Genomic DNA, 26585 nt, shown 5'->3' on the forward strand with positions numbered 1-26585 from the left:
GAAGCGCTGCGCGCTTCCCCCTCCAGGGGGCATGTCTGCGGACCGGCGGAGCCGGATCCGCGACATCCCGATTGGGGGCGACCTGGCCGTGTCGGCGCCTGCGACCTTGCGGAGTGTGCGTTACCGGAGTGTGCCTCACTGGAAGGTGGCACGGCTGACGCTGTTGCCGTTGGTGGTTGAAGTGTGAGGTGTGAAGTGCAATCTTGCCGCTCGTGGCCGGTTTGGTGCGGATACGGGCGAGCGCTCTTCCCAGGAGATGAGGCATGAACGACCAGGATTCGCAGTTCGACAGCTTGCTGCCGCCCTTGAAGCTGGACCGCCGGGGCTTCATCGCCACGTCGGTGGCGGCGGGATTTTCGCTGGCGGCGGGGCAGGCGGTGGCGCAGACGGCGATAGCCACCGACGCCGCCGGCCTGCTGGCCGGCAGGGTGGACATTCCGGTGGCCGACGGCAAGATGCCGGCCTATCGCGCCGCGCCGCAGGGCAAGAAGAACCTGCCCACGCTGCTGGTGGTGTCCGAGATATTCGGCGTGCACGAGTACATCCAGGATATCTGCCGCCGCCTGGCGCACCTGGGGTATCTGGCGGTGGCGCCCGAGCTGTTCGCGCGCCAGGGCGACCCGTCGCGCTACACCGATATTCCCAAGCTGCAGGCGGAAATCATCAGCAAGGTGCCCGACGCGCAGGTGCAGCGCGACCTGGACGCCGCATCGGCCTGGGCCGTCGAGCATGGCGGCGACGCGGGCCGACTGGGCATCCTGGGGTTTTGCTGGGGCGGACGCCAGGTCTGGCTCTACGCCGCGCACAATCCCAAGCTGCGCGCGGGCGCTGCCTGGTACGGGCAGCTGGGCGGCGAGCCCAGCGAGCTGAAGCCGCGCCCGGTACTGAGCGCGGTCGGGGACCTGAAGGCGCCGGTGCTGGGCGCCTATGGCGGCAAGGACGCCGGCATTCCGTTGGCGGACGTTGATCGCATGCGGGTGGCGCTGGCCCAGGGGCCGGCCGCCGCCAAGGCCTCGCGCATCGACATCTATCCCGAAGCGCCGCATGCCTTCCATGCGGACTACCGGCCCAGCTACCGCAAGGCCGAGGCCGATCAGGCCTGGCAGCGCATGCTGGACTGGTTCAAGCAGAACGGGCTGTAGGCGAGGGCGGCGGCGCATGGGCGTCGCGCTTTCTTCCGCTTCAAGTTCGCCCCGAGGGACGGCGCGAACCGTGCCTCTGTCCTATTTCTCGGTTTCCCCCGGCAGGCCGTCGCTGACCTCGGCCAAGGCCGCCTTCATGTCCTCGTAGCCGATGACGCGCTCGTTCTGGAAGCTGCCGAGCACGCCGCGGCAGCCGTCCACGCCCGAGCGCTTCATCTCTTCCATCATGGCCTTGCCCTGGTCCAGCCCCTTGTCGAAGAGCGTGTCGTAGTTCTGGGCGTTGAAGCCGTATTCCTGGGCGTAGCGCTGCAGGTTCTTGCGCGAGGTGTCCTGATGTTGTTTGAGATCGGGCTCCGAAGCGCCGCAGACGCGGGCCGCGCCATTGGACGCGCCCGCCGCCACGACGAAGGATTCGTACTGCAATTGTTCGCTGGCGTCCGGCGCCGCCCAGGCGCCGCCGGTCAAGCCCAGCGCCAACGCGGCCATCAGGCCGCCTGCCATCTTGCGCATCGCATGTTCTCCGTGTGTGGTCCCGCGGGCGGCAAGACGCGCGCGGGATGCCATGAATCTTGCGACATTATTGCAACGGACGCGCGTTCCGGGAGCGACGCGCCCGTATTGAGTCGTTTCAGTCTGTTCATGTTCTTTGCCGGTGCGGCGTCCGCCCGGGGCATGGGCTGCAGGCGCGCCAAGCGCCGCCCGCGCGCAGGAACTATGATGGAGGGTGTGAGGCGGCCTCGCCTCAATGCTCTACCCCATTTATTCTTTCTTCAGATTTTTCAGCCGGAGATATTTCCATGACGATCAAAGTCGGCGACCGCGTGCCGGATGGCACCCTGACCGAATTCATCGAAACCGAGACCGCGGGCTGCTCGCTGGGTCCCAACGCCTTCCAGGTCGCCGACCTGGTCCGCGGCAAGAAGATCGCGCTCTTCGCCGTGCCGGGCGCCTTCACGCCGACCTGCTCGGCCAAGCACCTGCCGGGCTACGTCGAGCAGGCCGCCGCGCTCAAGGCCAAGGGCGTGGACGAGATCTGGTGCGTGTCGGTCAACGACGCCTTCGTCATGGGCGCCTGGGGCCGTGAACAGGGCACCGACGGCAAGGTTCGCATGCTGGCCGATGGCTCGGCCCTGTGGACCAAGGCGCTGGGCCTGGAGCTGGACCTGATCCAGCGCGGCATGGGCGTGCGCTCGCAGCGCTATTCGGCCCTCATCGAGGACGGCGTGGTCAAGACGCTGAACGTCGAGGCCGCCGGTAAGTTCGAGGTCAGCGACGCGGCCACCATGCTGTCGCAGGCCTGATTCTCTTCCGTTCTACCGTTTTACGGCGGACTGCAGGCGCGGTCCGCCGAAAGGCCGCTGGCCGCGGCTGCCCGATGCCATGATCGCCACCATTTCCTCGTTCTCGTCGCTGTACTTCGCGACCCTGCTGATGCTCATCGGCACGGGCCTGTTCAATACCTACATGGGGCTGCGGCTGACGTCGCAGGCGGTCAGCGAGGTGTGGATCGGCGCCCTGATCGCCGGCTACTACTTCGGCCTGGTGTGCGGCGCCCGGCTGGGGCACAGGCTGATCATCCGGGTGGGCCACATCCGCGCCTTCGTGGCCTGCGCGGCGGTCGCCACCAGCATGATCCTGGCGCAGACGCTGGTCGACTCGCTGCCGCTGTGGCTGGCGTTCCGCGTGATCTCCGGCATCGTCATGGTGACCGAGTTCATGGTCATCGAAAGCTGGCTGAACGAACAGACCGAGAACCATCAGCGCGGGCGCGTGTTCTCCGTCTACATGGTGGTGTCCGGCCTGGGCACCGTGCTGGGCCAGCTGGCGCTGACGGCCTATGCGACGCTGGACCTGCGGCCGCTGACGCTGGTCGCCATGTGCCTGGTGCTGTGCCTGGTGCCGATCGCCGTCACGGCGCGTTCGCACCCGCCCACGCCTTTGCCCGCGCCGCTGGACATCCGATTCTTCCTGCGCCGCGTGCCGCTGTCCATGACGGTGCTGTTCGTGGCGGGCAATGTGTCCGGCGCGTTCTACGGCCTGGCCGCTGTCTACGGGGCCAAGCATGGCATGAGCACGTCCCAGGCGGCGGTGTTCGTGGCCACGGCGGTGACCGCCGGCCTGCTGTCGCAATGGCCGATGGGCTGGTTGTCGGACCGCATCAACCGCGCCGGGCTGATCCGCTTCAATGCCTTGCTGCTGGCGGTCCTGCCGGCGCTGATGTGGGGCTGGATCGAACTGCCGTTCTGGGCCATGCTGGCCCTGTCCGCCGTATTCGGCGTGCTCCAATTCACGCTGTACCCGCTGGGCGCGGCCTTCGCCAACGACCATGTGGAATCCGAGCGGCGCGTCAGCCTGTCGGCGGTGCTGCTGATGACCTACGGCGTCGGCGCCTGCGTCGGCCCCATGATCGCGGGCGTGCTGATGTCCTGGGGCGGGCACAGCATGTACTACATGTTCGTATCGGCCTGCGCGCTGATCCTGGTCTGGCAGGTGCGGCCGACGCGCGTCACGGGCGCGCACCAGGTGCAGGAAGCGCCCACCCACTTCGTGCCGATGCCGGATACCCTGCAAAGCTCGCCCGCGTCGGCGGTGCTGGATCCCCGGGTCGATCCCGAGACCGACATCACGATCGAGATGGTGGAGCCGGATCCCGCCACGGCCGCCGTGCAGTCTGTCGACCCTGTCGCCGCCGAGGCTGTGGTGACGGGTGCGGCGCCAGCCGCTGCGGCGGCTCCGGGCGCGGCGGTCTCAGAGGCGGCGGCAGATCATCCCGCCGCCGCCGAGGCCGCGCGGGACATGGGCTACGAGGCGGGACGGGTGCCTGACGCGAAAGACCTGGACGAAGACGCGCCCGAATCGCGCCTGCGCACCGGCACCTGAGACCGCGCGCAGCGCTAGCGGGGGATCATCAGCACGATGGCCGCCAGGGCCAGCGCCAGCCCCAGCAGGTTCAGGCGCGAGAGCGATTCCCGAAACGCCAGGGCGCCGATCAGCGCGCCCAGGGCGATGACACCCATGTTCATGGATGCGAACACCACCGACGGGTGACCCGGCAGCGATTGGTGCGCGCGGATATAGGTCAGGATATTGCCGAAGTTCGCCAGACCCAGCGCCACGCCCGCCAGCGCATGGCGCCACTCCCATCGCGCGCGACGCCATACGAGGTAGCCCAGCATCAGCATCCCGGCCAGCATGAAGGCCAGCAGCAGCGCGCCGGAAAAGGCCGTGCCGGTGCGCGCCACCTGCTTGAACAGCACGTCGATCACGCCATAGCCGGCCCAGACTATCAGCGGCCACAGCCAGCGGTCGCGGCCGCCCTCGGCGGGCTCGCCGTCCGGCGACGGGCGGCGCAGCAGGCAATACAGCGCGCAGAACGCCAACGCGATCGCGGCCAGCTTGCGGCCGTCCGGCGTCTCGCCGAACAGCAGGAACGCGGCGATCAGCGGAATGAACAGGGCCAGGCGCTGCGCCGCGTCGCTGCGCGCCACGCCGGCATGGCGCACGGCCTGCGCCATGGCGAGGAACACGCTGGGCAGCAGGATGCCCAGCGCCGCCAGCGTCAGCCAGGGCGTGCCCGCCGCGAACAGCGTGTCGGACGCCGGTCGCAGCAGGGCCCAGCACAAGGTCGCGGCGACCGCGTAGTTCACCGCGATGGCCTGGCGCACGTCGATGCGCCAGCCGCGCGCCAGCTTCAGCATCGCGGCCACCGTCACGCTGCAGGCGATGCTGGCCGCCAGATACAGCAGGCCGGGCGTCAGCGACACGCCGGCGCCTCGTGCGCGGGCTCGGCGTCGATGTGCATGCCCAGCCGCGCCAGCAGGCGCTGGTCGGCCTGCATCTGCGGATTGGCGGTGGTCAGCAGCGCGTCGCCGTAGAACATGGAGTTGGCGCCGGCCATGAAGCACAGCGCCTGCAGCGCATCGTCCATCTGCTCACGGCCGGCCGACAGCCGGACCTTGGCCTTGGGCATGGTGATCCGGGCGACGGCGATGGTGCGCACGAATTCGAACGGATCCAGCGCTTCGACGCCGGCCAGCGGCGTGCCTTCGACCTGCACCAGATTGTTGATGGGCACGGATTCGGGGTAGGGCTCCATGCTGGCGAGCTGGGCGATCAGCCCGGCGCGCTCGCGGCGCGACTCGCCCATGCCCACGATGCCGCCGCAGCAGACATTGATGCCGGCGTCGCGCACGCGCTCCAGCGTATCCAGGCGGTCCTGGTAGGTGCGGGTGGAGATGATCTTGCCGTAGAACTCCGGCGAGGTGTCCAGGTTGTGGTTGTAGTAGTCCAGCCCGGCGTGCTTGAGCTGTTCGGCCTGGCCCTCGGCCAGCATGCCCAGCGTCACGCAGGTTTCCATGCCCAGCTCCTTCACCGCGCTGACCATCTCGGCCACCGCTTCCAGGTGATGCGGCTTGGGGCTGCGCCAGGCGGCTCCCATGCAGAAGCGCTGCGCGCCGCCGGCCTGCGCGGCGCGCGCGGCGGCGATCACGTCTTCCAGCGGCATCAGCTTGTCGGCTTCCAGGCCGGTGTCGTGATGCGCGGATTGCGGGCAGTAGGCGCAATCCTCGGGACAGCCGCCGGTCTTGATCGACAGCAGGCTGGACAGCTGGATGGCGTTCGGATCGAAATGGGCGCGATGGGTCTGCTGTGCGCGATGGATCAGGTCCATGAACGGAAGGTCGTACAGCTTCAGGACCTCCTCGGCGCTCCAGGCGGCGGATTCGGGCATCGGCTTGGGAATCGTCGGGACGGGGATGTAGGCGGTCTGCATCGGGAGGGCTCCAGTCGGTGTCGCGGGGATCGCGCCGGTTGCGCCGCCTTGGCGGGCTCAGGCTGCGATCGGCGGATCGTATGAAGCCGGGCGGGGTTTGCGCAATGCCGGGGATCTGGCTGGAAATGCGGGGTGGATCGATCTGTTTTTTGAAGATTTGGCGATTTTTAGAGCATCCCGAGAGGCAACGCGCCGGCATCTTCGCGGACGGCGAGGGGCTGATTTTTTTGATTCAATTTGTAAATTCTAGATCGGGGAGAAGTCGCTTGCCTGGCCGATGTGGGCGCGGGGCTCGGTGGCGGCGATGTTGCGGTTGGGAGACCGCGATCGGGAGATCGTATTGGCGGCCGCGACTTCGGGAGGAGTAGCGGCGGCGCGCGGCGCCGCGGGATGGCGCGCAGCCGGCATGCCGTGTCTGGGCGGGCCGGGCAGGCATGTTCCGGGGTGATCCCGGGCGCGCTCGCGGGCATGCGAGCCTCGTGGGCCGATATGCCGCTATCGGCGGCAGCCAGGCGGAAGGGATATCTGTGAGCGGAAAACAAAAAAGCTCCGGAATCCGGAGCTTTTCGATGATGACGCGGCGATTGTTTCGCGGCGTGCGCAGATGGCGCAAAGTGCTTTGGCGGAGCGGACGGGGCTCGAACCCGCGACCCCCGGCGTGACAGGCCGGTATTCTAACCAACTGAACTACCGCTCCGCAGCGGTATGCAAAACTTCGGTACTGCAACTGCGGTGTCAAGGCAGCTTGCCAGAATACTGGCGTCCCCTAGGGGATTCGAACCCCTGTACTCACCGTGAAAGGGTGATGTCCTAGGCCTCTAGACGAAGGGGACCTGAACAAAAACCACTGTACTACCAACTGCTTTACTGGTGGAGGTAAGCGGGATCGAACCGCTGACCTCTTGCATGCCATGCAAGCGCTCTCCCAGCTGAGCTATACCCCCCAGAATCCCAGGTGTCTCAACCTTCAGACAACAAGGGCTTACACCCTATAAAAGCAAAAAGCCCCGGATCGGAGCTCTTGAGAATGACCCTGAGCGAGAGCTTTTGGCGGAGCGGACGGGGCTCGAACCCGCGACCCCCGGCGTGACAGGCCGGTATTCTAACCAACTGAACTACCGCTCCGCAGCGGCGTACTCGAACTACATGGTCACTTCAACTGCACGATGCAAGAACAGTCCGAAGAACTGGCGTCCCCTAGGGGATTCGAACCCCTGTACTCACCGTGAAAGGGTGATGTCCTAGGCCTCTAGACGAAGGGGACGTGGACTTGCATCAGGCACTGCTTTTTTACTGCATTCTTCGCTTTGGACTGGTGGAGGTAAGCGGGATCGAACCGCTGACCTCTTGCATGCCATGCAAGCGCTCTCCCAGCTGAGCTATACCCCCGTCTTTTCTAATCAATACTTGCAACGTTCTAGCTTTCTTCACTTGAATCTTGCAAATTTCTTGCTGGATTCAGGTAGTTCCTGCTGGTTCGTTGCCGGTTTTGTTTAGTGCCGTTGGCGAAGAAACGAGATTATGCACGAACTATTTTGGGCGTGCAAGTCGATTGGGCGCAAAAATGAAAAAAGTTGCGGAAAGGTTTCCGTGACGACTGAGTGGCCCGCAGTTGAGCGCGCTGTAGTTGAGCACCCCTTTAGAGTTGATCGCTCCTTTAGTGAAACGCTCCGTTGGCCACTCCTGCTGCTCATTCACATTGTCGGTTCATCATTCAAGCACAGGCCGATGCGATCCGGCCGCGCCGGCGAAGCGCGCAGTGCTATCGTGGCCTTTCAGCAAATGCGGCGCGATCGCGCCGGCGCAGGAGCATTTCACGCATGGGCACAAGCACATCCTTTCCTACCCGTCCCCTGGGACGCTCGGGCATGTCGATCACGCGCATCGGGCTGGGCGCCTGGGCCATGGGCGGCAATGGCTGGGCGGTGGGCTGGGGGCCGCAGGATGATGCCGATTCCGTCGGCGCGATCCGGCTGGCGGTGGACCGGGGCATCAACTGGATCGACACCGCGGCGGTCTATGGCCTGGGGCATTCCGAAGAGATCGTGCGCCGCGCGCTGGCGCAGATGGCGCCGTCCGAGCGCCCCTACGTGTTCACCAAGTGCGGCCTGACCTGGTCCGACGCACAGCCGCAGGCCACGCCACGGCGCACCGGCGCGCCGGCAAGCATCCGGCGCGAGGTCGAGGATTCGCTGCGCCGTCTGGGCGTGGAGCGGATCGACCTCTATCAAATGCACTGGCCGGCGGGCGACGGCACATCGCTGGACGGCTACTGGGAAACGCTGCTGGCGCTCAAGCGCGAGGGCAAGGTCGGCGCGGTGGGGCTGTCGAACCATAACCTGGCCCAGTTGCAGGACGCGGAGGCGCTGGGGCATGTGGACAGCCTGCAGCCGCCGTTTTCCGCGATCCAGCGCAGCGCGGCCGCCGATCTGATTCCCTGGTGCGAGGCGCACGGCACCGGCGTCATCGTCTACAGCCCGATGCAGTCGGGCCTGTTGAGCGGCGGATTCAGCGAGGCGCGCGCGGCCAGTTTGCCCGCCGATGACTGGCGTTCGCGCCATGCCGAGTTCCGGGCGCCCGCGTTGCAACGCAATCTGGCATTGGCGCAGGCTTTCCGGCCGGTCGCCGAGCGTCACGGGGCGACGGTCGCCGCCGCCGCGGTGGCCTGGACCCTGGCCTGGCAGGGCGTGACCGGCGCGATCGTCGGCGCGCGCAACGCGGCGCAGGTGGACGCCTTGCTGGGCGCTGCCGAACTCGAGCTGGATGATGAGGATATGGCGCGCATCGCCGATGCGATCGAGCGGACGGGCGCGGGCCAGGGGCCGTCGCGTCCGTCGGGCGACCAGTCGGCCTTGCCCGACGATCTGTTCAGCTAGGGTTGGTTGACGCTGGGAGGGGCACCGGATCCTGTGATGTGCAGGATCCCGGCAGGCTTTTGCGGCGACGAATGCGGAACGGCGACCAGGCGCGGCTTCAGCCGCGCTTGCGCGTCGCGCCCAGCGCGCCGATCAGCACCACGCCCACCAACGCCAGCGCGAGCTTGTCGCCGAAGCGGGCGTAGGGGGTGAGGCCAGTCATGCCCTGCACGCTGACGGGCAGCACGCCCGGCTGCATCGGCGCCAGTTGCGCGGCGACATGGCCCTTGGCGTCGATCGCGGCGGTGATGCCGGTGTTGGTGGCGGTCAGCATGGGGCGCGCCGTCTCGATGGTGCGCAGCCGGCCGATCTGCAGATGCTGGCGCAGCGCCCAGGAATCGCCAAACCAGCCCAGGTTGCTGACGTTCACCAGGATGGTCGCGCCGGGTTCGCCCTGCGGGCCCGGTTGCAGCGCTGGCAGCAGGTCCGGACCGAACAGGTCTTCGTAGCAGATATTGAAGGCCACGTGCTGGCCGCCCACGGCGAAGGGCGTCTGGCGTTCCGCGCCACGGTCGAAATCGCCCAGCGGAATGTCGAGCATGTCGACGAACCAGTGGAAACCCGGCGGCACGTATTCACCCCAGGGCACCAGGTGGCGCTTGTCGTAGCGCATGGCGGTCGAGCCGGCGAGCAGATGCTCGACCGGCGTGGCGCCGTCGAAGCCGATCACGCTGTTGGTGTAGCGTTCGCGCCCACCCACTACGTCCAGCAGCGGCGAGCCCATGGCGATCACGCTGTTCTGCCGCGCGGCGATGGCGCGCCAGGCTTCCCAGACGCGCGGGTCGAGCTGGTTCTGGAACACCGGCATCACGGTTTCGGGCAGGATGGTCAGCTGCGGCGCGGGTTCGCCCGGCATGGGCGGCAGCGCGGCCAGTTCCAGATGGCGGCGCAGGCTCTGGTCCAGCAGCGCGGGATCGAATTTCTGCGACTGTTCGATGTTGCCCTGGATCAGGCGCACGTTCAGCGGCTCGCCGAAAGGGCGCGACCAGTCGATGCGGGCCAGCAGCCAGCCGGTCGCGGCCAACGCCAGCGCGAGGCCGGCGGCCAGCGCGCGCCGGCCGTCCAGCGGGGTCTTGCGCGAGGGCTGCCACAGCGTGGCGATCGCCGCTGCGGCGAAGGCCGCCAGGAAGGCCATGCCGTGCACGCCCAGCAGCGGCGCCCAGCCGGCCAGCGGGCTATCGACATGGGCATAGCCGATGTTCAGCCAGGGGAAGCCGGTGAGCAGCACCGCGCGCACCCATTCGAAGCCGGCCCACAGGGCGGCCCAGGTCAGCGCGCCCGTCAGCGCGCGGGCGGGCCGCGAGTCCGGTTCCAGCGGCGCGTAGCGGCGCGCCAGCGCGCAGGCCGTGGCGGGGAAGATGGCCAGGAAGGCCGACAGCAGCAGCACGGCGGCCGCCGCCAGCGGCGCCGCCAGATCGCCGTAGCGGTGCAGGCTGATGAAGATCCAGTACAGGCCCAGCGCGTAGGTGGCGAAGCTGAACAGCCAGCCGCGCGCCCAGGATAGGCGCGCCGACGGCGCATACAGCGTCACGCGCGCGGCCACGGCCAGCGCCAGCACCTGGGTGATGGCCAGGGCCCAGTCGGGCAGCGGGCCGGGAGCGAATGTCAGTGCGTGCGCCGCGCCGGCCAGTGTCAGGCCGGCCGCGCCGCGCAGGAGTCGGCCGCGCGGGGTGGGGCTCATGCTTCGGCGGGATTGGGGGCGGAATGGGGCCCGGCCAGGCGTCGCACACGCAGCCAGAGGGCGCGGCGGGCGTCGCCGCGGGCGACCTCGATGCGCAGACCGTCGATTTCGGCGTGATCGCCGCGGCGCGGGATGCGGCCCAGGCGGCCGCCCATCCAGCCGCCGACGCTGTCGTACTCGTCGTCGGGCAGCTTGCTGCCGAACACGTCGTTGAAGTGCGAGATCTCGGTGGCCGCGCGCACGCGCCACTGGTTCTCGCCCTCGGGGAAGATGGAGTCTTCCTCGGTCTCGTCGAATTCGTCCTCGATGTCGCCGACGATCTGCTCCAGCACGTCTTCCATGGTGACCAGGCCGGAGATGCCGCCGTGCTCGTCGATGACGATGGCCTGGTGGTTGCGGCTGACGCGGAATTCGCGCAGCAGCACGTTCAGGCGCTTGGATTCGGGAATGAAGACCGCCGGGCGGACCAGCGAGCGCACCTCGATGCCGGGTTCCAGCATGCAGCGCAGCAGGTCCTTGGCCAGCAGGATGCCGATGATGTTGTCACGGTCGCCTTCGTAGACGGGAAAGCGCGAGTGGGCGGTCTCGATGACCGAGGCGACCAGGTACGGGATGGGCTGGGTGACGTCCAGCAGGTCCATGCGCGAGCGCGGCACCATGATGTCGGCCACGATGCCTTCGGACACGGCCAGCGCGCCCCGGATCATCTGGTAGGACTCGGCGTCCAGCAGGGCGCGTTCGTGGGCGGCTTCCAGGACGGCCTTGATGCCTTCGCGGTCCTCGGGCTCTCGGCGCACGAGGGAAAGCAGGCGGTCCATCAGGGATTTGGTTGCGGGTTTTGCGGTGCGAGCAGGCGTCGCGTCGGGAGCAGGATAAGGGTCAGACATCGTCCGGGATGGACAAGTTAGGGAAGGGTCAGCATAACCGAAAGTCGATGCCAACTTGTAACCGCGTGGCCCAAAATGGGGCGAATCCACGCCATCTGCGCCGTGCCAGCGGTTATTTGCAGCGATATTTCAGGGTTGACCCGTAGACGCCCGGCCAGGATGATCCGGCGCGGGCGGCGGGCGGGGCGGGCGTCAGTCCGCCTGATAGGGATCCATGATGCCCATGCCCGCCAGCGTGGCGGTTTCCAGCGCTTCCATGCGCTTGGCGTCGCGGGCCTTGACGTGGTCGTAGCCGAGCGCGTGCAGTACGCCGTGCAGGGTCAGGTGGGCGGCGTGGTGCAGGAAGTCCTTGCGCTGCTCGCGCGCCTCGCGCGCCAGCACCGGCACGCAGATCACGATATCGCCCCGGGCCACGCCCAGCGGGTCGACCCCGTATTCGAAGGTCAGCACGTTGGTGGCGTAGTCGCGGCCGCGGAAATCGCGGTTCAGGCGCTTGCCCTCGGCCGCGCCGACCAGGCGCAGGCTCAGTTCGGCGGCGCTGAAGTCGACCAGGCCGTCTTCGGCCGCCGCCGCCAGCGCGCGCTCGGCCCAGCGGCGCAGGCGCCAGCGCGGCAGGCGCGGCTCGTCGGCCGCGTACTGGACGGAAAGGGACAGGTCAGGCGTCATGTTCTGCGGCACGGTCGTAGGCGTCCACGATGCGGGCCACCAGCGGGTGGCGCACGACGTCGCGGCTGGTGAAGCGGGTGGTGGCGATGCCCTGCACGTCGTGCAGCACCTTGACCGCGTGGGCCAGGCCGCTGTCCTGGCCGCGCGGCAGGTCCACCTGCGACGGATCGCCGGTGATGACCGCCTTGCTGCCGAAGCCGATGCGGGTCAGGAACATCTTCATCTGTTCGGGCGTGGTGTTCTGGGCCTCGTCCAGGATGATGAAGGCGTGGTTCAGCGTGCGGCCGCGCATGTAGGCCAGGGGCGCGATCTCGATGGTCTGCTTCTCGAACAGGCGCTGCACCTTGTCGAAGCCCATCAGGTCGTAGAGCGCGTCGTACAGCGGGCGCAGGTATGGATCCACCTTCTGGGCCAGGTCGCCGGGCAGGAAGCCCAGGCGCTCGCCGGCCTCGACCGCGGGGCGCGTCAGCACCAGCCGCTGCACCGTGTCGCGCTCCATGGCGTCGATGGCGCAGGCCACCGCCAGCCAGGTCTTGCCGGTGCCGGCCGGACCCACGCCGAAGGTGATGTCGTGCTTGAGGATGTTGTTCAGGTAGTCGCGTTGGCGCGCGGTGCGCGGGCGCAGGTCGCTGCGGCGGGTGCGCAGCGCGATGCCGTCGCTCTCGTCGTCCAGCGACGGCAGCTCGGTGGCGTCCTGCGCCGGTTCCTCGCGCAGTTTCTCGTCCTGGCGGCCGACGCCGATTTCCACCAGGCCCAGCTGGATGTCGTCCACCGTCAGGGCGCGGTGCACGGCCTGTTCGTGGAAGCGGCGCAGGACGCGGCCGGCCAGCTCGGCGGTTTCGCCCTCGATGGTGACGCGGCTGCCGCGGCGCGAGAGCTTGACGCTCATGCCGTCGGCCAGCTGCCGCAGGTTTTCGTCCAGGGGGCCGCAGAGATTGGCCAGGTGGGTGTTGTCGCCGTCCAGGTTGACGACGGTGGGCATGCTGCGCCGGGCGCGTGAGCGGGCTTGGGTCATTCGGTCCCTTGGGCGTCGCGGTCCACGTCGGCGACCCGGGCGCGCAGCGAATTGGTGTGCGCGTCGGTGATGATGACGTCGACCATCTGGCCGATGAGCCGCGCGGGTGCGGCGAAGTTGACGATGCGGTTGTTCTCGGTGCGGCCCATGAGCTCGTTGGGATCGCGCCGCGACGGGCCTTCCACCAGCAGGCGCTGGCGCGTGCCGATCATGCCGCGGGCGATGGCGGCGGCCTGCTCGTTGATCAGCGCCTGCAGGCGCTGCAGCCGGCGCAGCTTGACGTCCTGCGGCGTGTCGTCGCTCAGGTCGGCCGCCGGCGTGCCGGGACGGCGCGAGTAGACGAAGGAGAAGGACGTGTCGAAGCCCACGTCCTCGATCAGCTTCATGGTCTTTTCGAAGTCTTCCTCGGTCTCGCCGGGGAAGCCGACGATGAAGTCGGACGACAGCGTCAGGTTCGGCCGGGCGGCGCGCAGGCGGCGCACCACGGACTTGAACTCCAGCGTGGTGTAGCCGCGCTTCATGGCGGCCAGCACGCGGTCGCTGCCGGCCTGCACCGGCAGGTGCAGGAAGGACACCAGCTTGGGCAGGCGCGCGTAGGCGTCCATCATGCGCTGGGTCATTTCCTTGGGGTGCGAGGTGGTGTAGCGGATGCGCTCGATGCCGGGAATCTCGTGCACGTACTCCAGCAACATGGCGAAGTCGGCGATCTCGCCGCTGTCGCCCATGGCGCCCCGGTAGGCGTTGACGTTCTGGCCCAGCAGCGTCACTTCCTTGACGCCCTGGTCGGCCAGGTCGGCCACTTCCATCAGCACGTCGTCGAACGGGCGCGAGACTTCCTCGCCGCGCGTGTAGGGCACCACGCAGAAGCTGCAATACTTGCTACAGCCTTCCATGATGGAGACAAAGGCGGTGGCGCCGTCCACGCGCGGCGGCGGCATGGCGTCGAATTTCTCGATTTCGGGGAAGCTGATGTCCACCTGCGAGCGGCCCTCGGCGCGGCGGCGCTCGATCAGGTCGGGCAGGCGGTGCAGCGTCTGCGGGCCGAACACCACGTCGACATAGGGCGCGCGCTTGACGATGGCCTCGCCTTCCTGGCTGGCCACGCAGCCGCCCACGCCGATCACCAGATTGGGGTTGAGCTTCTTCAGGTGCTGCACCCGGCCCAGGTCGGAAAAGACCTTTTCCTGGGCCTTCTCGCGCACCGAACAGGTGTTGAACAGGATGACGTCGGCTTCTTCCGGGTTCTCAGTCAGTTCCAGTTCCTGGTCGCCGCGCAGCACATCGGCCATCTTGTCCGAGTCGTACTCGTTCATCTGGCAGCCGAAGGTGCGGATATAGAGCTTGCGGGGAGTGCCGGCAGCGGGGGCGGGCGGGAGGGCGGCATTGGCGCCGTCGTGCGCGGCGTCCGCGCGCTTGAGGGTGGTTTCTTGCATGATGGTCGCCGTGACGGGTGTAGATCCCGGGGGCTGCTGTGGGAGAAACCGGGAATTTTACCTCTTGCGCCCAATTGCTTCTTGGAGTCGCCGCCCGCCGCCGTTACGATAGTCGCTCTCCAAAAACGGCCATCCCAATAATGTTTCTCGTTTCAGCAGGGCGCGCATGACTTCCAATCCGCTACCGACGCCCGCCGCCGTTCCCGCCGCCACCGGGCGGGGATCGGCATACGACTCGATGCGCAGCCCGTTTTCGTCGCTCCGCTGGCTGGCGGCGGGGGCGGTCCTGGCCCTGCTGGCGGGCGTCAGCGCGTTGTGGCTCGATCTGCCGCTGGCCGTCTGGTTGCGCGGGCATGTGAGCGCGGATGTTGACACCTCGTTCGCCTGGATCGGCTACCTGGGCGACAGCGGCAAGTACATCGTCGTCGGCCTGGCGTTCTATATCGTCGGTCTGCTGGGCGCCGCTCGCGGCTGGCCCCATCCGCTGCGCATGCGCTACGAGAGCATGACGCGCGGCAGCCTGCTGCTGCTGTCCACCATGGCCGTGGGCGGCCTGGTTGTGCTGGTGTTGAAGCGCGGGGTGGCGCGCGCCCGGCCCGAGCTGTATTTCGAGCAGGGCATCTACGGCATGGGCGAGACCTTCTCGCGCGCGCAGCTGTTCAATTCCTTTCCGTCCAGCCACACCTACGCGGCGTTTTCCGTGGCCGTGGTGCTGGGCATCCTGGCGCCGCGCTGGCGCTGGGCCTTCCTGTCGCTGGCCGCGCTGGTCGCCGTCAGCCGCCTGGTCAACCTGGACCACTACCTGTCCGACGTGATGACCGCCGCCGGCATCGCCTTCGCCGTGGCGCACGGGTTGGCGCCGCGCGTGCTGGGCAGCAAGTACCAGTGGCCGCTGCGCATGCCGTGGCGGTGGTGGCGGCGCGGCTGAGACGTCAGGGCCAGCGCGCGGCCGCGCGCTGGATGAGCGCAGCCGCCACGCGCGGGCGCGTCAGCGGAACTGGATCGCCACGCGCCGGTTGCTGCGGCTCTTCTTTTCGATCTTGACCACCGCCACCGGGCCGATCTCGCTGGTGTTGGCGACATGGGTGCCGCCACAGGGCTGGCGGTCCACGCCCGGGATCTCGATGATGCGGATCCGCTCGGCGGCCGGCGGCGCCGCGCCGATGGTGCGCACCAGGTCGGGCTGCGCCGCCAGCTCCTCGGGCGAGATGCTGTTGACGGTGACGGGCGTGCCGGCCTCGATCAGCGCATTCAGGCGGGCGGTCAGATCGTCCTTGTCGAGCGTGGATTCGGGCAGGTCGAAGTCGATGCGCGCCGAATCGGGGGAAATGCTGCAGCCGGTCACGGGCGCCGGCACCAGCGCGCCCAGCAGGTGCAGACAGGTGTGCAGGCGCATCAGGCGATGCCGGCGCGGCCAGTCCAGTTCCACGGCGATGCGATCGCCGACCCGTGGCGTGGCGCCTTCTTCCAGTACGTGCAGGATGCGCCGGCGGTCGTCGGCGTAGATGGTGTCCGTCAAGGCCAGCTTGCGGCCGTCAGATAGCGTCACCAGGCCGGTGTCGCCGGCCTGTCCGCCGCTGCGCGCATAGCAGACCGTCTCGTCCAGCTCGATGCCTTCCGGATGGACGGCGATCACGGTGGCTTCGCAGCGGGCCAGATAGGGGTCTTCGTCGAACCGCTTGCGGGTATGTGTCATGGGGTCTCCTCGGTGTGTGATGGGTTCGGGCCGGCCGGCGGGCAGCCGTGAAGGGCCGCGCGCGGGCCGGCTCAGGCCAGCGTTCTTGCGCCGCTGGCGGTGGCGACGCTCGCGCTCAGGCGCGGCGGGCCGTCGGCCTGTTCGATGTCGATCAGGCCGTCCGCGCCCAGCCAGTCCAGCCCTTGGCGCAGTAGCGCCGCGCGCGGATGGCTGCCGCTCAGGCGCAGCAGCGTCAGGCCGCTGTCCGGCAGGCTGATGCCGGGATGGGCCGGCACGTCCCATTGGATCAGTGTCGGCAGCAGGCCGTCGCCGGCGCTCTGGCCCGCCTCGCGCCAGGCCGGCAGGCTGCCGTCGTCCGGCACGGTGAGGCGCCAGCGCAGTTCGCCGCGGGTCATGGGAATGGCGGGCGCGATGCGCTCGGGGTGACGCGCCTGCCACGCACTCAGGTCGTCCGGCAGCGCGACGCGCGCCGCCCAGTGCGCCAGGAACGGGCCGCCGCGCAGCCGTTCGCGCATGGCCGGCTCGTCCAGGCCGAACCAGCGCGGCCGTTCCGGCGCGGCGGCGTCGGGATCGATGGCGATGACGTCCAGGTACATGCCGCCCGCCATGCCCAGCACGCGGTTGTGCGTGCCCATGCGGGGATGCGCGCCGCCGCGCGCGGGCTCCACGCCCAGCAGGCTGGCGACATGGCGGGCGCCGCTGTCCAGGTCCGGGGCGGCGACGACGATGTGATCGATGACGAGTTTCATGGGGGCTATGGTAGCGAATGCCGGCGGGGTTCGGCCCGGTACAGCGGAGCGGCGCGCGGCGGTACAGTGGCGGCGCACGCGCCCGTCAGGCGACGACGCTGATTCCGGCAGGGTCGGAGCGGCGCGCGCGGCGGACCCGGATCTCCACGCGCTGGTCCAGGGAAACCAGGGCCAGCATGAGCCGTTCCAGCGAGATGTTCAGCAGCTTGTAGCGGCGGATCTGCGAGACCTTGGGCTGGGACATGCCGGTCAAGGCGGACGTTTCCACCTGGGTCAGGCCGCGCCGGTCTATCAGGTCGTTGATCTTGACCGCCAGCTGGACCTTGGCGGTGAGGTCGGCCGCGTCTTCGAATCCCAGGTCGTACAGGACGTTGGCGGTGCCGGTGTGGGATGTCATGGTTTGCTCCGGTTGGATGTATACGAGGCCAGGACCTGCTTCAGGCGCCTTTCGATCAGCGAGATTTCAGGCTTGGGCGTGGCAATACCCGTCTTGGACTTCTTCTGGAACGCGTGCAGCACATGCACGGCATCGCCCAGGCGCACCACGTAGACCGCGCGATACGTGTTGCCGAGGTGGTCGTCCACCAGTTCGTGGACGCCCGGCCCCAACCCTTTCCACGGGTTGGCGGCGTAGGGCATGCGGCCCAGCTGCACGACGTAGAGCCACATGCCCATGTTCCTTTGGACGGCAAGCGGGAATGCCTTGAAATCCTTCTTGGCGCTTCCTGTCCAGTACAGCGGTTTGGGTAGGTCAATTTCCATCAATATACCTGTTCAGATATAGAAATCAAGTAGCATGATTCCGATATCACAAGGTATTTCCTGGGCGAGAGGCCGGGCTATCCGTACAAGCCGAAGGGATGAAACAGTCCACGCCATGGGGAGCGGCCATGCCGTGGACCCGCGAGCGGGCATGGCGGGCAGGCCGTGTTGGCCAGCCCGTGGGCGGTATCGCGCCCAGCAGGCTGCGACGCTAGAGGTAATACTCCCGCGCCAGATGCTCCTGGTCGCGCGCCAAGCCGGCGGCGACGCCTTGCGCAACCACCTGTCCGGCGCGCAGCATGTAGTAGCGGTCCACCACCCTGGCCGCCAGGCGCAGATTCTGCTCGACCAGGACCAGCGCCACTTCGCCCTCGCGCTTCAAGGCTTGCATCATGGCGCCGATCTCCTGCACGAACAGCGGAGACAGGCCGGCCGAGGGCTCGTCCAGCAGGATCACGCGCGGTTCCGCCATCAGCGCGCGGCCGATGGCCAGCATCTGCTGTTCGCCGCCGGACATGGTGCAGGCGCGCTGATCGATGCGTTCTTTCAGGCGGGGGAAATAACCGAAGACCCGGTCCAGGTTGCGCGCGTAGCGCGCCTTCGCGCGCGCCAGGCATCCCAGGCGCAGGTTGTCTCGCACGCTCAGGTCCGGGAACAGGTCGCGGTCCTGCGAAATCTGCAGCAGGCCGGCGCGGGCGACCCGGTGCGGCGCGCCCGGCCGCAGCGTTTCGCCGAACAGGATCACCTTGCCGCTCTCGTGCGGCAGGAAGCCCGACAGGGCATTGAGCAGTGTCGTCTTGCCTGCGCCATTGGCGCCCAGCAGGCCCACCGCTTCGCCCTTGCGCAATTCGATATCGATGTCCGACAACGCGGGAACCCGGCCGTGCCGCACGCGCAGGCCGCTGACTTCAAGCAGGATGTCACTCTTGACCAAGATAGGCCTCCAGCACCGCTTTGTCCTTGCGCACGGCGTCGGGCTTGCCTTCGGCCAGGCATTTGCCGTAGTTCAGGACCAGGATCCGATCGGATACCGCCATGACCAGGTCCTGGACATGTTCCACCAGCACGATGGCGATACCGTTCGCCGCCACGTCGCGCAGGACGAGGCCGAGCTGCTGGCGGTCGCCGGGCGACAGGCCGACCGCGGGCTCGTCCAGCATGATGAGCTGCGCGTCGGCCACCAGGGCGCGGGCGATCTCCACCAGGCGCTGCTGTCCGAATGACAGGTCGCCGGCGTTGCGGTCGGCCATTTCCGCGATGCCCAGTCGCGCCAGGATGGCCCGCGACCGCGCCACCGCCTCGCGTTCCGCGCGCCGAGCCGATGGCGCGCCCAGGACCGTGCGCCAGAAAGCATGCGGAATGGCGAGCTCCAGGCCGGCCAGCACATTTTCCAGCACCGTCATTTCGCGCAGAATGCCGTTGTTCTGGAACGTGCGCCGGATGCCCTGGCCGGCGATCTCATCGGGCGAGCGGTTCAGCAGGGACTGGCCCTTGTACGAGACCTTTCCGTCGCTCGGCCGCACAAAGCCGGTGATGGCGTTGAATGCCGTCGTCTTGCCCGCGCCGTTGGGTCCCATCATGGTGAAGATCTCGCCCTGCCGCACCTGGAACGACAGATCGCTGACCGCGGTCAGGCCGCCGAAGCGGACGGTCATGTTCTCGACATGCAGCATGGCGCTACTCCCGATACAGGCGCTCGCGCGCGCCCGGAACGCGGTCGGCGATCAGCCCGCCGATGCCGCGCGGCATGATGAACAGCACGGCCATGAGCAAGAGACTGAACACGATTTCCTCCAGCCCGGGGAAATTGCGCAGCAGCTCCGGCGCGCCGGTCAGCAGAACGGCGCCGATGACCGAGCCGGTCAGGCTGCCCAGCCCGCCGATCATGACGATGGCGAAATGCATCAACATCTGCGACAGGCCGAAGGTATCGGGCGAGACCCTGCCGTTGAGCAGGGCATACAGTCCGCCCGCCAGGCCGACGATCAGGCCGCTCCAGGCGAAGGCCAAGACCTTGGCGCGCACGACCGCCACGCCGGCGGACGCGGCCGCCGCCTCGTTGTTGCGCACGGCGACAAAAGCGCGGCCAATGCGAGACTGCATCAGACGACGGGTCGCGCCCAGGCCCAGTGCCACGACGAGCAGGAAGACGTAGTATTTTCCGGTCTCGTCCAGGTCGTGGCCGAACAGCGAGACCCGGGGCACGTTGAAACCGCTGGCGCCATGGGTAATGCCGTCGGCATGTACGTAGATCCAGCGCATCAATTCGCCAAAGGCCAGCGTGATGATCGCCAGATAGTATCCGCGCACCCGCAGGGCTGGCAGGCCCACCAAGGCGCCCGCCAGCCCGCCCATGGCGGCGCAGGCGGCCAGGGCCAGCGGGTACGGCAGCTGCAGGTGCGTCATCAAGAGGCCCGCGGTGTAGGCGCCGATGCCGAAGAAGGCGGCATTGGCGAAGGCCAGCTGGCCCAGGTAGCCGATCACCACATTGAAGCCAACGGCCGCCAGGCTGTACACCAGCATGGTGTTGACCACGAACTGTACATAGTTGTTCATTGCCAGCGGCAGGGCCAGCAGCAAGGACGCGGCCAGCCAGTGCAGCGCGTATTTCCGGTATCGCTCAGCCACGGTCGCGCCTCCAGTTTCCCAGCAGCCCCTGCGGACGGATCAGCAGGACAGTGATGATGACCAGGTAGGCGGCGATCTCGACCAGTGCGCTGGACAGATAGCCGCCCGCCAGGTTTTCCATCACGCCCAGGGTGATCCCGCCCAGGACCGCGCCGGGCAGCGAGCCGAATCCCCCCAGCGTCATGGCCGCGAAACCCCGCACCAGCATATGTCCGCCCATGTCCGGATAGACCAGCGTATTGGGGGCGATGAGTATGCCCGCCAGCGCGCCCATCGTGGCGCCCGCGCCCCACATCAGGTTGCGCAGCAAGGGCACGTTGATCCCGGACAGGGACGCGCCGCGCGGCGTCTCGGACGCGGCTTCCACCACCTTGCCGAGTTCGGTTTTCTGGAAAAAGGCGAAGGCTGCCGCCACAATGACCAGCACGACGCCCATGATCAGCATGTCTTGCGGCGTCAACACGACATCGCCGAAGAACATCGGGTCGCCGGCCATCAGCGGGGGCAGCGCGACGACTTCCCGGCCGTAGAAGAATCGCGCGATGCCCTTGAACAGGTAGGACAAGGCCACCGTCATCATGGCCAGGCTGATATGCGGCGCGTGTCGCAGCGGCCGCATCAGGCCTCTTTCCACGGCCATGCCCGCCGCGAACAGCAGGCACAAGGAGAACAGCAGGCTCCAGCCATAGCTCCAGCCCAGGGTTTGCAAGGGGACCAGCACCGCGAAGGCTCCCAGCATGAAGAATTCGCCGTGGCAGAAGTTGACGATGGTGGTGGAGCGGAAAAGAATGGTCATTCCCAGGGCGATCAGCGCGTAGACGCAACCCACCGCGATGCCGCTGACGATCAGTTGTGCGAGCATGATGGTCAACCGTCCGCTTGCGTTCAACGCGCCGATGGATAGGCTGAGATGATCGCGGGCTTGCCATCCTTCATGTAGATCATCTTGCCCTGCTTGATGCCGGCATGGTCTTGCGGCGTGAATGTCAACGGTCCGGACTGGATGCCGGGATCGAAGTCCCGCAGCTTGTCCAGTTCGGCCATGAATGTCTCGCGCCTCAGGTCGGGACCGGCGTTCTTCAGCGCCTGCACGATCGCCAGCGCGCCCGTCATGCCCATGAAGCTCAAGGTCTCCACCGGATCCTTCGGGTGAGCGGCCGTATAGATATCCTCCCACTTCTTGAACGCCGGCGCGTCCAGCGTCGCCGAAAGCGGATAGAACACATACAGCTCGCGCGTCGCCGCCGGATTGCCGACCCGCTTGACCATGTCTTCCAGCGACACGCCCTGCGTCGCGATGGTCGGCGCCTTGATGCCGTATTTGTGGGCGTCGCGCAGGTAGATCGTCAGCTCGGGCGGATACAGGATGGCCAGCACGGCGTCCGGCCTGGCGGCTCGCAGGCGCAACAGCTGCGACGTGGCGTCGGTGCCGCCGCGTTCCAGGTACACCGTCTCGACAGGCGTCAGGCCCTTGGCTTTCAAGGCCGCGATGGCGGGCTCGATATGGGATTTCCCCCATTCATCCGAGTGGCTGATGATGGCCACGCGCCGGGCGTCCGGCTTGCTCAGCGCGAAATCCACCATGGCGCTGGCCACCGTGGCCGTGGTTGCGATCGGATGGAAAATATTGGCCTGGAACGGCGACGAGATGGCCGTGCTGGCTGCGCCCAGCACCATGAAGGGAACCCCCGGGTTGTTCTTCAATTCCGGCTTGATCGCCATGACGGTGCCGCTGCACCAGCCTCCATGGATCATGAAGACCTTGTCCTGCGCGATCAGCTTCTTCGTGGCCGCGATGGTCTTGGTGGGATCGCAGGCATCGTCCTCGACGGTCACCACGATCTTGCGGCCGTTGATGCCACCGCTGTCGTTGACATGTTGGTAGATCGCCGTTGCACCCAGCAGCGGCAGCGATCCCACGGCGGTGGGTCCGGTCAGGGGGCCGAACATGCCGATGCGTATGGTGTCCTGGGTGATCCCGGGCGTATCGGCCGCGTGGCCGGCCAGGGGCGAGAGGGCGAGCGCTGATGTCGTCAGCAGACGGAGCAGAGAGTGGCCTGGCATGATTGTCTCCTTGTGGATGACTGAGTCTTCCTGGTTGCTGCTTCGTCTGGCCGTTCCGTCAGGGAACGCCCGCGGCTTTTCGCGCATGGCATGGCGCCGGGCGCGTATCCTCAGCGCTGCCGGGCGAGCCCCGCGGCCTCCGTGCCCGACAGGCGTCCGAAGACGGCGCCGCGCAGCACGGATGTGGCGCCGGTGTAGGTTCCGTAGTACAGGCCTACCGTCTCGCCGGCGGCATACAGGCCGGGGATGGGGTCGCCATCGGTATTGAGCACCTGGGCGCGGGTATTCACCTTCAGGCCGCCGAAGGTGAAACAGTTGCCGCAGATGATCGGGTAGGCCATGTAGGGTGCGTGGTCGATGGGGCGCGCCCAGTTTGATTTGCGCGGCAGGTAGCCGTCCCGCGTCGCCAGGCCGTCGGTTTTCAATGGATCGAACTCGCCGGCGCCACAGGCGCCGTTATAGGCGTCCAGGGTCGCTCGCAGCCGGGCGGCGTCTATCCGCAGGGCCGCAGCCAGTTCGGTCACGCTGTTGGCGCGGATCGGCGGCTGGTCCGAGCGCACGCTGCTGCGCCAGTTGGGAACATCGTCGATGCGGGCGTCGAACACGGCCCAGGCGATGCCGTCAGGCTGATCGTGGATCACGCGCGTGATGGACTCGTAGGTGGCGTCCACCGTTGCCGGCGCTTCGTCGATGAAGCGTTCGCCTCGCTGGTTGACCAGCACGCCGTAATTGAAGACCAGGACGATGGGTTCGGGCGCGCCCGAACGCGGATCGAGCGGTTCGGCATGGAACTGGCCGAAGTCCCCGGAAGGCGCGGCGCCCGCAGCCAGGGCCATGCGCAGGCCCTCGCCTTTGTTGTAGTAGCCGCCGCGTGCGACAGGGCGCAGGTAGCGCGCGCGTGGTCCGAGATATTGCGTCAGCATTTCGGGATTGCCTTCGAAGCCGCCGCAGGCCAGCACGGTGGCCGGAGCGCGCAGTGCGAGGCGGCGCGCATCCGGGCCGGTCGCCTGCACGCCGGCAATGGCGCCATCCTCGTCGCGCAGGAACTCGCGCGCCGTGCAGCGGTAGTGGAAGTCCGCCCCGTTCTTTTCCGCCCAGGCGGCCAGCGCCTCGATCAGCGCAAGCCCGCCGCCCACCGGGCCCATGCGGCTGGTGCAGGTCGTGATGAAATAGCCTGGCAGGAAATCGAAGCGCACGCCGAACGTCTTGAGCCAGGCGATGGCCTTGCCGGCGTTGTCGGCGAAGGTCGAGATCAGTTCGGGGTCGGCGAAACCCAGTACCTTGACGATGGATGACCAGTTCTCATAGGCGCCGGCGGCCTCGGATACAAGCTCGGGATCCAGATAATGGCCCGCGTTCTCGGCGAAGTGCGATTCGAAATCGTCGGCGACCTCGGCTTCGCTCTTCATGCGCATCATGGCTTCGGTCCAGCGCGTATTGCCGCCCCGGTCTTCCCTCGGGGCGCGTTCCAGGACGGCGACGCGCGCGCCAGCCTGGATCGCTGCAACCGCGGCGCTCAACCCGGCGATGCCGCAACCCACCACCACCACGTCGTATTCGCGGGTGTTGTTCATGTTGTTTGTCTCGCTCATGTCCACTCCTGGCCGCGCGGCGATCAGTATCTGCGCACGAAGGGATTCGGCATGTCCAGATCGGAGGACATCCACACGCTCTTGACCTCCATGTATTCCTTTACCGATTCGAAGCCGCCTTCCCGTCCCAGGCCACTGTCCTTGAATCCGCCAAAAGGCGTCATGTAACTGGTGGACCGGTAGTTGTTGACCCACACCGTGCCCGCCCGCAACTTTTCCGACATCAACGTGGCGCGATGCAGGCTTTTGGTCCAGACCCCGGCGGCCAGGCCGAAGCGGATGTCGTTGCCGATGCGGATGGCATCCTCTTCGTCCTTGAATTTCAGAACGGCCAGCACAGGGCCAAACACCTCCTCCTGCGCGATACGCATATCGTTCGTCACATCCGCGAAGATGGTGGGCTCGACGAATTGTCCGGCGCCATAGTCCGCGCCGGACAATGCGCGGCCCCCGGTGACGCAGCGCGCGCCTTCCTGCCTGGCGATATCGATGTACTGAAGCACTTTTTCATACTGCGGGCGAGTGGCTACCGGGCCGATCTGCGTATCGGCTTTCCGGGGATCGCCGATCCTGGCCGAGCGGGTGATCTGCTCGATCCGCGCGAGGAATTCGTCATGGATCGATTCCTGCAGCAACAGTCGCGAGCCTGCCATGCAGGTTTGGCCTCCCGCCGAAAAAATACCGGTGATGACCCCATTCGCGGCGCGTTCGAAATCGGCATCGTCGAAGACAATATTGGGTGATTTTCCGCCGAGTTCCAGCGAAACCCGTTTCAGGCCTTCGGCCGCCGCCGCATAGACCCGCCGGCCCGCCGCGTCGCCGCCGGTGAAAGCCACCCGGCCCACGTCCGGGTGGCGGATCAGCGGCTCGCCGACTTCGGCCCCGTATCCGGTCAGCACATTGATCACGCCCGGAGGAAAACCGACCTCGGCGGCCATTTCCGCCAGTATCAGGAGGGATGTCGGCGTGAATTCCGAAGGCTTGCAGACGATGGTGTTGCCCGCGCATAGCGCCGGCCCCAGTTTCCAGGCCGTCAGCAGTAGCGACGAATTCCAGGGCGTGATGCTGGCGACCACGCCGATGGGCTCGTAGCGCACGGTATTGAACACGCCGGGCTTGTCCATCGGCACGACATGTCCCTGAATCTTGTCCGCCAGGCCGCCGTAGTAGTAGAAGTACTTGGCGCAATACTTCACCTGGCCGAGCACCTCGCTCATCAGCTTGCCGTTGTCTTGGCTCTCGACTTCGGCCAGGCGCTGCGCGTCGCGCTCGACCCTCTCGCCCAGTTTGTAGATCAATCGTCCCCGGTCGCTGGCCGACATCCGTGCCCAGGGACCGCCTTCGAAGGCCGCCTTGGCGGCGGCCACAGCGCGATCCACGTCCGCGGCACGGCCGCGCGGTACGCTCGCCCAGGGTTTACCGGTGAACGGGTCCTCTGTTTCGAAGGACTCGCCTGCCGCCGCGTCCACCCATTCGTTATTGATGAAAAGTCTGAAGTGCTCCATTGCCCTGGCCCTTTTCAATTGCGTTTATCGAATTGGTTCGTCGATTATGATCAGGTCATTACAAGGGCGGAACTGATGATTCATCAGCAATAGATGCGGTTTCGTCATCGATCAGGCTCGGGAGGAGAACCCTCATGCGGCGCAAGATCCCCAGCACCGTGGCGCTGTCCATCTTCGAAGCCGCCGCTCGGCACGAGAATTTCGCCCGGGCGGCCGACGAGCTTTGCCTGTCGGAAAGCGCGGTCAGCCGGCAGATCGCGGCCCTGGAAACCTATCTGGACGCCAGGTTGTTCACCCGGGTGGGGCGGCAGGTCGTGTTGAACGATGCCGGACGCTATTACGCCAACCGCATCGCGCCGCATCTCGAGGAAATCGAGCTGCATACCCAGACATTGATGGCCAATCGCGGGGTGGGCGGCATCCTGGAACTGGCGGTCATTCCGACCTTTTCCAGCCGCTGGCTGTTGCCGCGCCTGCACGAATTTCGTGCGCTGCATCCCGATATCACCATCAATTTCAGCGAGAAGCCCGAGCCCTTTCTTTTTCGCGGCACGCATTTCGATGCCGCGCTGCATTTCGACCATCCCGCCTGGACGGGTGTTGTCAAGCTTGAACTCTTCGACGAGGAGGTCGTGCCGGTGCTGAGTCCGCGGCATCACGCGCTGGAACAGTTGAGGGAACCGGGCGATCTCGCGCGCTTCACGCTGTTGCATAAGGCCGGCAAGAACGATGTGTGGCGGCGCTGGTTCGAGACCGCCGGCGTGCGCGATGATCGCGCCCTGCGGGGCATGCGCTTCGAACTGTATTCGATGGTCATCGAAGCGGCCTGCGCGGGGCTGGGCGTGGGCCTGGTGCCGCGTTTCTATGTTGATCGCGAGCTCAAGAGCGGCGATCTCGCCATCCCCTTCGATATCGCGGTCAAGCACGCCAAGCGCTATTGCGTGGTGTATCCCGAGTACAAGAAGGATTCGCCGGTGGTCATCGCGTTTCGAGACTGGGTGGAGGGGCTGGCGCAGCGATTCCTGCTTGAACACACGGCATCCCGGCGATAGAAGATGCCCGCCCACGGGAACTTCTTT

Annotated in this window: 25 protein-coding genes and 6 tRNA genes; 6 read left to right on the forward strand and 25 right to left on the reverse strand. The window is 67.1% G+C overall.

From position 1 onward, the window contains the following. Positions 1 to 263: 263 nt before the first annotated feature. Positions 264 to 1142 (forward strand): dienelactone hydrolase family protein, encoded by an 879-nt coding sequence (locus ACEU5R_RS03795; RefSeq protein ID WP_392409139.1) that lies wholly within the window; start codon positions 264 to 266, stop codon positions 1140 to 1142. Positions 1143 to 1223: 81 nt separating this feature from the next. On the opposite strand, the gene ACEU5R_RS03800 is transcribed toward ACEU5R_RS03795, so the two are convergent. Then, a complete protein-coding gene (locus tag ACEU5R_RS03800; RefSeq protein WP_392409140.1) occupies positions 1224 to 1652 on the reverse strand; it encodes a hypothetical protein in 429 nt (142 codons plus the stop codon). A gap of 287 nt (positions 1653 to 1939) precedes the next feature. Here ACEU5R_RS03800 and ACEU5R_RS03805 point away from each other — a divergent pair, with 287 nt between their 5' ends. After that, the gene (locus ACEU5R_RS03805) at positions 1940 to 2443 is read left to right on the forward strand and encodes a peroxiredoxin (RefSeq protein WP_103275891.1); all 504 of its coding nucleotides are present in this window, start codon (positions 1940 to 1942) and stop codon (positions 2441 to 2443) included. A 79-nt stretch (positions 2444 to 2522) separates the two neighbouring features. Beyond that, positions 2523 to 4022, forward strand: coding sequence for an MFS transporter (locus tag ACEU5R_RS03810; RefSeq protein WP_233772538.1), 1500 nt, complete (start codon positions 2523 to 2525; stop codon positions 4020 to 4022). A 14-nt stretch (positions 4023 to 4036) separates the two neighbouring features. On the opposite strand, the gene ACEU5R_RS03815 is transcribed toward ACEU5R_RS03810, so the two are convergent. From ACEU5R_RS03815 to ACEU5R_RS03850, 8 genes are all read right to left on the reverse strand, one after another. Beyond that, positions 4037 to 4900 carry a DMT family transporter gene (locus tag ACEU5R_RS03815; RefSeq protein WP_103276631.1) on the reverse strand — a complete coding sequence of 288 codons (864 nt, stop codon included), beginning with the start codon at positions 4898 to 4900 and terminating at the stop codon, positions 4037 to 4039. Further along, positions 4897 to 5913, reverse strand: coding sequence for a biotin synthase BioB (gene bioB, locus ACEU5R_RS03820; RefSeq protein WP_392409141.1), 1017 nt, complete (start codon positions 5911 to 5913; stop codon positions 4897 to 4899). Before bioB ends, ACEU5R_RS03815 begins: the two co-directional genes overlap by 4 nt. A gap of 620 nt (positions 5914 to 6533) precedes the next feature. Then, a tRNA-Asp gene (locus ACEU5R_RS03825) sits at positions 6534 to 6610 on the reverse strand. A 60-nt stretch (positions 6611 to 6670) separates the two neighbouring features. Further along, positions 6671 to 6746, reverse strand: a tRNA-Glu gene (locus tag ACEU5R_RS03830). Positions 6747 to 6781: 35 nt separating this feature from the next. Then, a tRNA-Ala gene (locus tag ACEU5R_RS03835) sits at positions 6782 to 6857 on the reverse strand. Between the two features lie 104 nt (positions 6858 to 6961). Beyond that, positions 6962 to 7038 (reverse strand) — tRNA-Asp (locus ACEU5R_RS03840). 63 nt (positions 7039 to 7101) lie between these two features. Next, a tRNA-Glu gene (locus ACEU5R_RS03845) sits at positions 7102 to 7177 on the reverse strand. Positions 7178 to 7226: 49 nt separating this feature from the next. Beyond that, a tRNA-Ala gene (locus tag ACEU5R_RS03850) sits at positions 7227 to 7302 on the reverse strand. Between the two features lie 431 nt (positions 7303 to 7733). Here ACEU5R_RS03850 and ACEU5R_RS03855 point away from each other — a divergent pair. Next, entirely contained in the window at positions 7734 to 8789 is a 1056-nt protein-coding gene (locus ACEU5R_RS03855) for an aldo/keto reductase (RefSeq protein WP_392409142.1), read from the forward strand. A 97-nt stretch (positions 8790 to 8886) separates the two neighbouring features. Here the strand turns inward: ACEU5R_RS03855 and lnt are convergent, their stop codons facing one another. The 5 genes from lnt to miaB all read right to left on the reverse strand — a co-directional run bounded on the left by lnt (position 8887) and on the right by miaB (position 14510). Beyond that, positions 8887 to 10509 carry an apolipoprotein N-acyltransferase gene (gene lnt, locus ACEU5R_RS03860; RefSeq protein WP_392409143.1) on the reverse strand — a complete coding sequence of 541 codons (1623 nt, stop codon included), beginning with the start codon at positions 10507 to 10509 and terminating at the stop codon, positions 8887 to 8889. Beyond that, positions 10506 to 11396 carry an HlyC/CorC family transporter gene (locus ACEU5R_RS03865; RefSeq protein WP_392409145.1) on the reverse strand — a complete coding sequence of 297 codons (891 nt, stop codon included), beginning with the start codon at positions 11394 to 11396 and terminating at the stop codon, positions 10506 to 10508. Before ACEU5R_RS03865 ends, lnt begins: the two co-directional genes overlap by 4 nt. 192 nt (positions 11397 to 11588) lie before the next feature. Then, the gene (ybeY, locus tag ACEU5R_RS03870; protein ID WP_392409146.1) at positions 11589 to 12062 is read right to left on the reverse strand and encodes an rRNA maturation RNase YbeY; all 474 of its coding nucleotides are present in this window, start codon (positions 12060 to 12062) and stop codon (positions 11589 to 11591) included. Continuing rightward, positions 12052 to 13077: a PhoH family protein gene (locus ACEU5R_RS03875; RefSeq protein ID WP_103275885.1), complete on the reverse strand. Its 1026-nt coding sequence runs from the start codon at positions 13075 to 13077 to the stop codon at positions 12052 to 12054. Before ACEU5R_RS03875 ends, ybeY begins: the two co-directional genes overlap by 11 nt. After that, positions 13074 to 14510, reverse strand: a complete 1437-nt coding sequence (miaB, locus tag ACEU5R_RS03880) for a tRNA (N6-isopentenyl adenosine(37)-C2)-methylthiotransferase MiaB (protein ID WP_392409147.1) — start codon at positions 14508 to 14510, stop codon at positions 13074 to 13076. The genes ACEU5R_RS03875 and miaB overlap by 4 nt, the downstream gene beginning before the upstream one ends. Positions 14511 to 14676: 166 nt before the next feature. Here miaB and ACEU5R_RS03885 point away from each other — a divergent pair, with 166 nt between their 5' ends. Then, positions 14677 to 15438 carry a phosphatase PAP2 family protein gene (locus tag ACEU5R_RS03885; protein ID WP_103275883.1) on the forward strand — a complete coding sequence of 254 codons (762 nt, stop codon included), beginning with the start codon at positions 14677 to 14679 and terminating at the stop codon, positions 15436 to 15438. 60 nt (positions 15439 to 15498) lie between these two features. On the opposite strand, the gene ACEU5R_RS03890 is transcribed toward ACEU5R_RS03885, so the two are convergent. The 11 genes from ACEU5R_RS03890 to ACEU5R_RS03940 all read right to left on the reverse strand — a co-directional run bounded on the left by ACEU5R_RS03890 (position 15499) and on the right by ACEU5R_RS03940 (position 25506). Next, positions 15499 to 16206: an alanyl-tRNA editing protein gene (locus ACEU5R_RS03890; protein ID WP_392409148.1), complete on the reverse strand. Its 708-nt coding sequence runs from the start codon at positions 16204 to 16206 to the stop codon at positions 15499 to 15501. A 71-nt stretch (positions 16207 to 16277) separates the two neighbouring features. After that, positions 16278 to 16955, reverse strand: coding sequence for a VOC family protein (locus ACEU5R_RS03895; protein WP_392409149.1), 678 nt, complete (start codon positions 16953 to 16955; stop codon positions 16278 to 16280). A gap of 85 nt (positions 16956 to 17040) precedes the next feature. Continuing rightward, on the reverse strand, positions 17041 to 17352 hold the full coding sequence (locus ACEU5R_RS03900) for a helix-turn-helix domain-containing protein (protein ID WP_103275880.1): 312 nt from the start codon (positions 17350 to 17352) through the stop codon (positions 17041 to 17043). Further along, on the reverse strand, positions 17349 to 17717 hold the full coding sequence (locus tag ACEU5R_RS03905; RefSeq protein WP_103275879.1) for a type II toxin-antitoxin system RelE/ParE family toxin: 369 nt from the start codon (positions 17715 to 17717) through the stop codon (positions 17349 to 17351). The genes ACEU5R_RS03900 and ACEU5R_RS03905 overlap by 4 nt, the downstream gene beginning before the upstream one ends. A gap of 211 nt (positions 17718 to 17928) precedes the next feature. Further along, positions 17929 to 18651, reverse strand: a complete 723-nt coding sequence (locus ACEU5R_RS03910) for an ABC transporter ATP-binding protein (protein WP_392409150.1) — start codon at positions 18649 to 18651, stop codon at positions 17929 to 17931. Further along, positions 18638 to 19390, reverse strand: a complete 753-nt coding sequence (locus ACEU5R_RS03915; protein ID WP_392409151.1) for an ABC transporter ATP-binding protein — start codon at positions 19388 to 19390, stop codon at positions 18638 to 18640. The genes ACEU5R_RS03910 and ACEU5R_RS03915 overlap by 14 nt, the downstream gene beginning before the upstream one ends. 4 nt (positions 19391 to 19394) lie before the next feature. Beyond that, entirely contained in the window at positions 19395 to 20345 is a 951-nt protein-coding gene (locus tag ACEU5R_RS03920) for a branched-chain amino acid ABC transporter permease (protein ID WP_392409152.1), read from the reverse strand. Further along, positions 20338 to 21207, reverse strand: coding sequence for a branched-chain amino acid ABC transporter permease (locus tag ACEU5R_RS03925; RefSeq protein ID WP_392409153.1), 870 nt, complete (start codon positions 21205 to 21207; stop codon positions 20338 to 20340). The genes ACEU5R_RS03920 and ACEU5R_RS03925 overlap by 8 nt, the downstream gene beginning before the upstream one ends. Positions 21208 to 21230: 23 nt before the next feature. Next, positions 21231 to 22409: an ABC transporter substrate-binding protein gene (locus tag ACEU5R_RS03930; protein ID WP_392409155.1), complete on the reverse strand. Its 1179-nt coding sequence runs from the start codon at positions 22407 to 22409 to the stop codon at positions 21231 to 21233. A gap of 110 nt (positions 22410 to 22519) precedes the next feature. Then, positions 22520 to 24001 carry an FAD-dependent tricarballylate dehydrogenase TcuA gene (tcuA, locus tag ACEU5R_RS03935; RefSeq protein ID WP_392409156.1) on the reverse strand — a complete coding sequence of 494 codons (1482 nt, stop codon included), beginning with the start codon at positions 23999 to 24001 and terminating at the stop codon, positions 22520 to 22522. 23 nt (positions 24002 to 24024) lie between these two features. Further along, complete coding sequence (locus ACEU5R_RS03940; protein WP_392409157.1) at positions 24025 to 25506, reverse strand: aldehyde dehydrogenase; 1482 nt, start codon at positions 25504 to 25506, stop codon at positions 24025 to 24027. Between the two features lie 134 nt (positions 25507 to 25640). Between ACEU5R_RS03940 and ACEU5R_RS03945 the strand changes: the two genes are divergently transcribed. Further along, positions 25641 to 26558, forward strand: coding sequence for a LysR family transcriptional regulator (locus ACEU5R_RS03945; protein WP_392409158.1), 918 nt, complete (start codon positions 25641 to 25643; stop codon positions 26556 to 26558). The last annotated feature ends 27 nt before the right edge of the window (positions 26559 to 26585 follow it).

It is taken from the genome of Achromobacter sp. 413638 (assembly GCF_043119405.1).
Taxonomy (GTDB): domain Bacteria; phylum Pseudomonadota; class Gammaproteobacteria; order Burkholderiales; family Burkholderiaceae_B; genus Achromobacter.

Excerpts from the sequence above, each read along its gene's own strand:
- ACEU5R_RS03795 (WP_392409139.1), top strand. The coding sequence starts at position 264 with ATGAACGACCAGGATTCGCAGTTCGACAGCTTGCTGCCGCCCTTGAAG.
- ACEU5R_RS03800 (WP_392409140.1), bottom strand. The coding sequence starts at position 1,652 with ATGCGCAAGATGGCAGGCGGCCTGATGGCCGCGTTGGCGCTGGGCTTG.
- ACEU5R_RS03805 (WP_103275891.1), top strand. The coding sequence starts at position 1,940 with ATGACGATCAAAGTCGGCGACCGCGTGCCGGATGGCACCCTGACCGAA.
- ACEU5R_RS03810 (WP_233772538.1), top strand. The coding sequence starts at position 2,523 with ATGATCGCCACCATTTCCTCGTTCTCGTCGCTGTACTTCGCGACCCTG.
- bioB (WP_392409141.1), bottom strand. The coding sequence starts at position 5,913 with ATGCAGACCGCCTACATCCCCGTCCCGACGATTCCCAAGCCGATGCCC.
- ACEU5R_RS03855 (WP_392409142.1), top strand. The coding sequence starts at position 7,734 with ATGGGCACAAGCACATCCTTTCCTACCCGTCCCCTGGGACGCTCGGGC.
- lnt (WP_392409143.1), bottom strand. The coding sequence starts at position 10,509 with ATGAGCCCCACCCCGCGCGGCCGACTCCTGCGCGGCGCGGCCGGCCTG.
- ACEU5R_RS03865 (WP_392409145.1), bottom strand. The coding sequence starts at position 11,396 with ATGTCTGACCCTTATCCTGCTCCCGACGCGACGCCTGCTCGCACCGCA.
- ybeY (WP_392409146.1), bottom strand. The coding sequence starts at position 12,062 with ATGACGCCTGACCTGTCCCTTTCCGTCCAGTACGCGGCCGACGAGCCG.
- ACEU5R_RS03875 (WP_103275885.1), bottom strand. The coding sequence starts at position 13,077 with ATGACCCAAGCCCGCTCACGCGCCCGGCGCAGCATGCCCACCGTCGTC.
- miaB (WP_392409147.1), bottom strand. The coding sequence starts at position 14,510 with ATGCAAGAAACCACCCTCAAGCGCGCGGACGCCGCGCACGACGGCGCC.
- ACEU5R_RS03885 (WP_103275883.1), top strand. The coding sequence starts at position 14,677 with ATGACTTCCAATCCGCTACCGACGCCCGCCGCCGTTCCCGCCGCCACC.
- ACEU5R_RS03890 (WP_392409148.1), bottom strand. The coding sequence starts at position 16,206 with ATGACACATACCCGCAAGCGGTTCGACGAAGACCCCTATCTGGCCCGC.
- ACEU5R_RS03895 (WP_392409149.1), bottom strand. The coding sequence starts at position 16,955 with ATGAAACTCGTCATCGATCACATCGTCGTCGCCGCCCCGGACCTGGAC.
- ACEU5R_RS03900 (WP_103275880.1), bottom strand. The coding sequence starts at position 17,352 with ATGACATCCCACACCGGCACCGCCAACGTCCTGTACGACCTGGGATTC.
- ACEU5R_RS03905 (WP_103275879.1), bottom strand. The coding sequence starts at position 17,717 with ATGGAAATTGACCTACCCAAACCGCTGTACTGGACAGGAAGCGCCAAG.
- ACEU5R_RS03915 (WP_392409151.1), bottom strand. The coding sequence starts at position 19,390 with ATGCTGCATGTCGAGAACATGACCGTCCGCTTCGGCGGCCTGACCGCG.
- ACEU5R_RS03925 (WP_392409153.1), bottom strand. The coding sequence starts at position 21,207 with ATGCTCGCACAACTGATCGTCAGCGGCATCGCGGTGGGTTGCGTCTAC.
- ACEU5R_RS03930 (WP_392409155.1), bottom strand. The coding sequence starts at position 22,409 with ATGCCAGGCCACTCTCTGCTCCGTCTGCTGACGACATCAGCGCTCGCC.
- tcuA (WP_392409156.1), bottom strand. The coding sequence starts at position 24,001 with ATGAGCGAGACAAACAACATGAACAACACCCGCGAATACGACGTGGTG.
- ACEU5R_RS03940 (WP_392409157.1), bottom strand. The coding sequence starts at position 25,506 with ATGGAGCACTTCAGACTTTTCATCAATAACGAATGGGTGGACGCGGCG.
- ACEU5R_RS03945 (WP_392409158.1), top strand. The coding sequence starts at position 25,641 with ATGCGGCGCAAGATCCCCAGCACCGTGGCGCTGTCCATCTTCGAAGCC.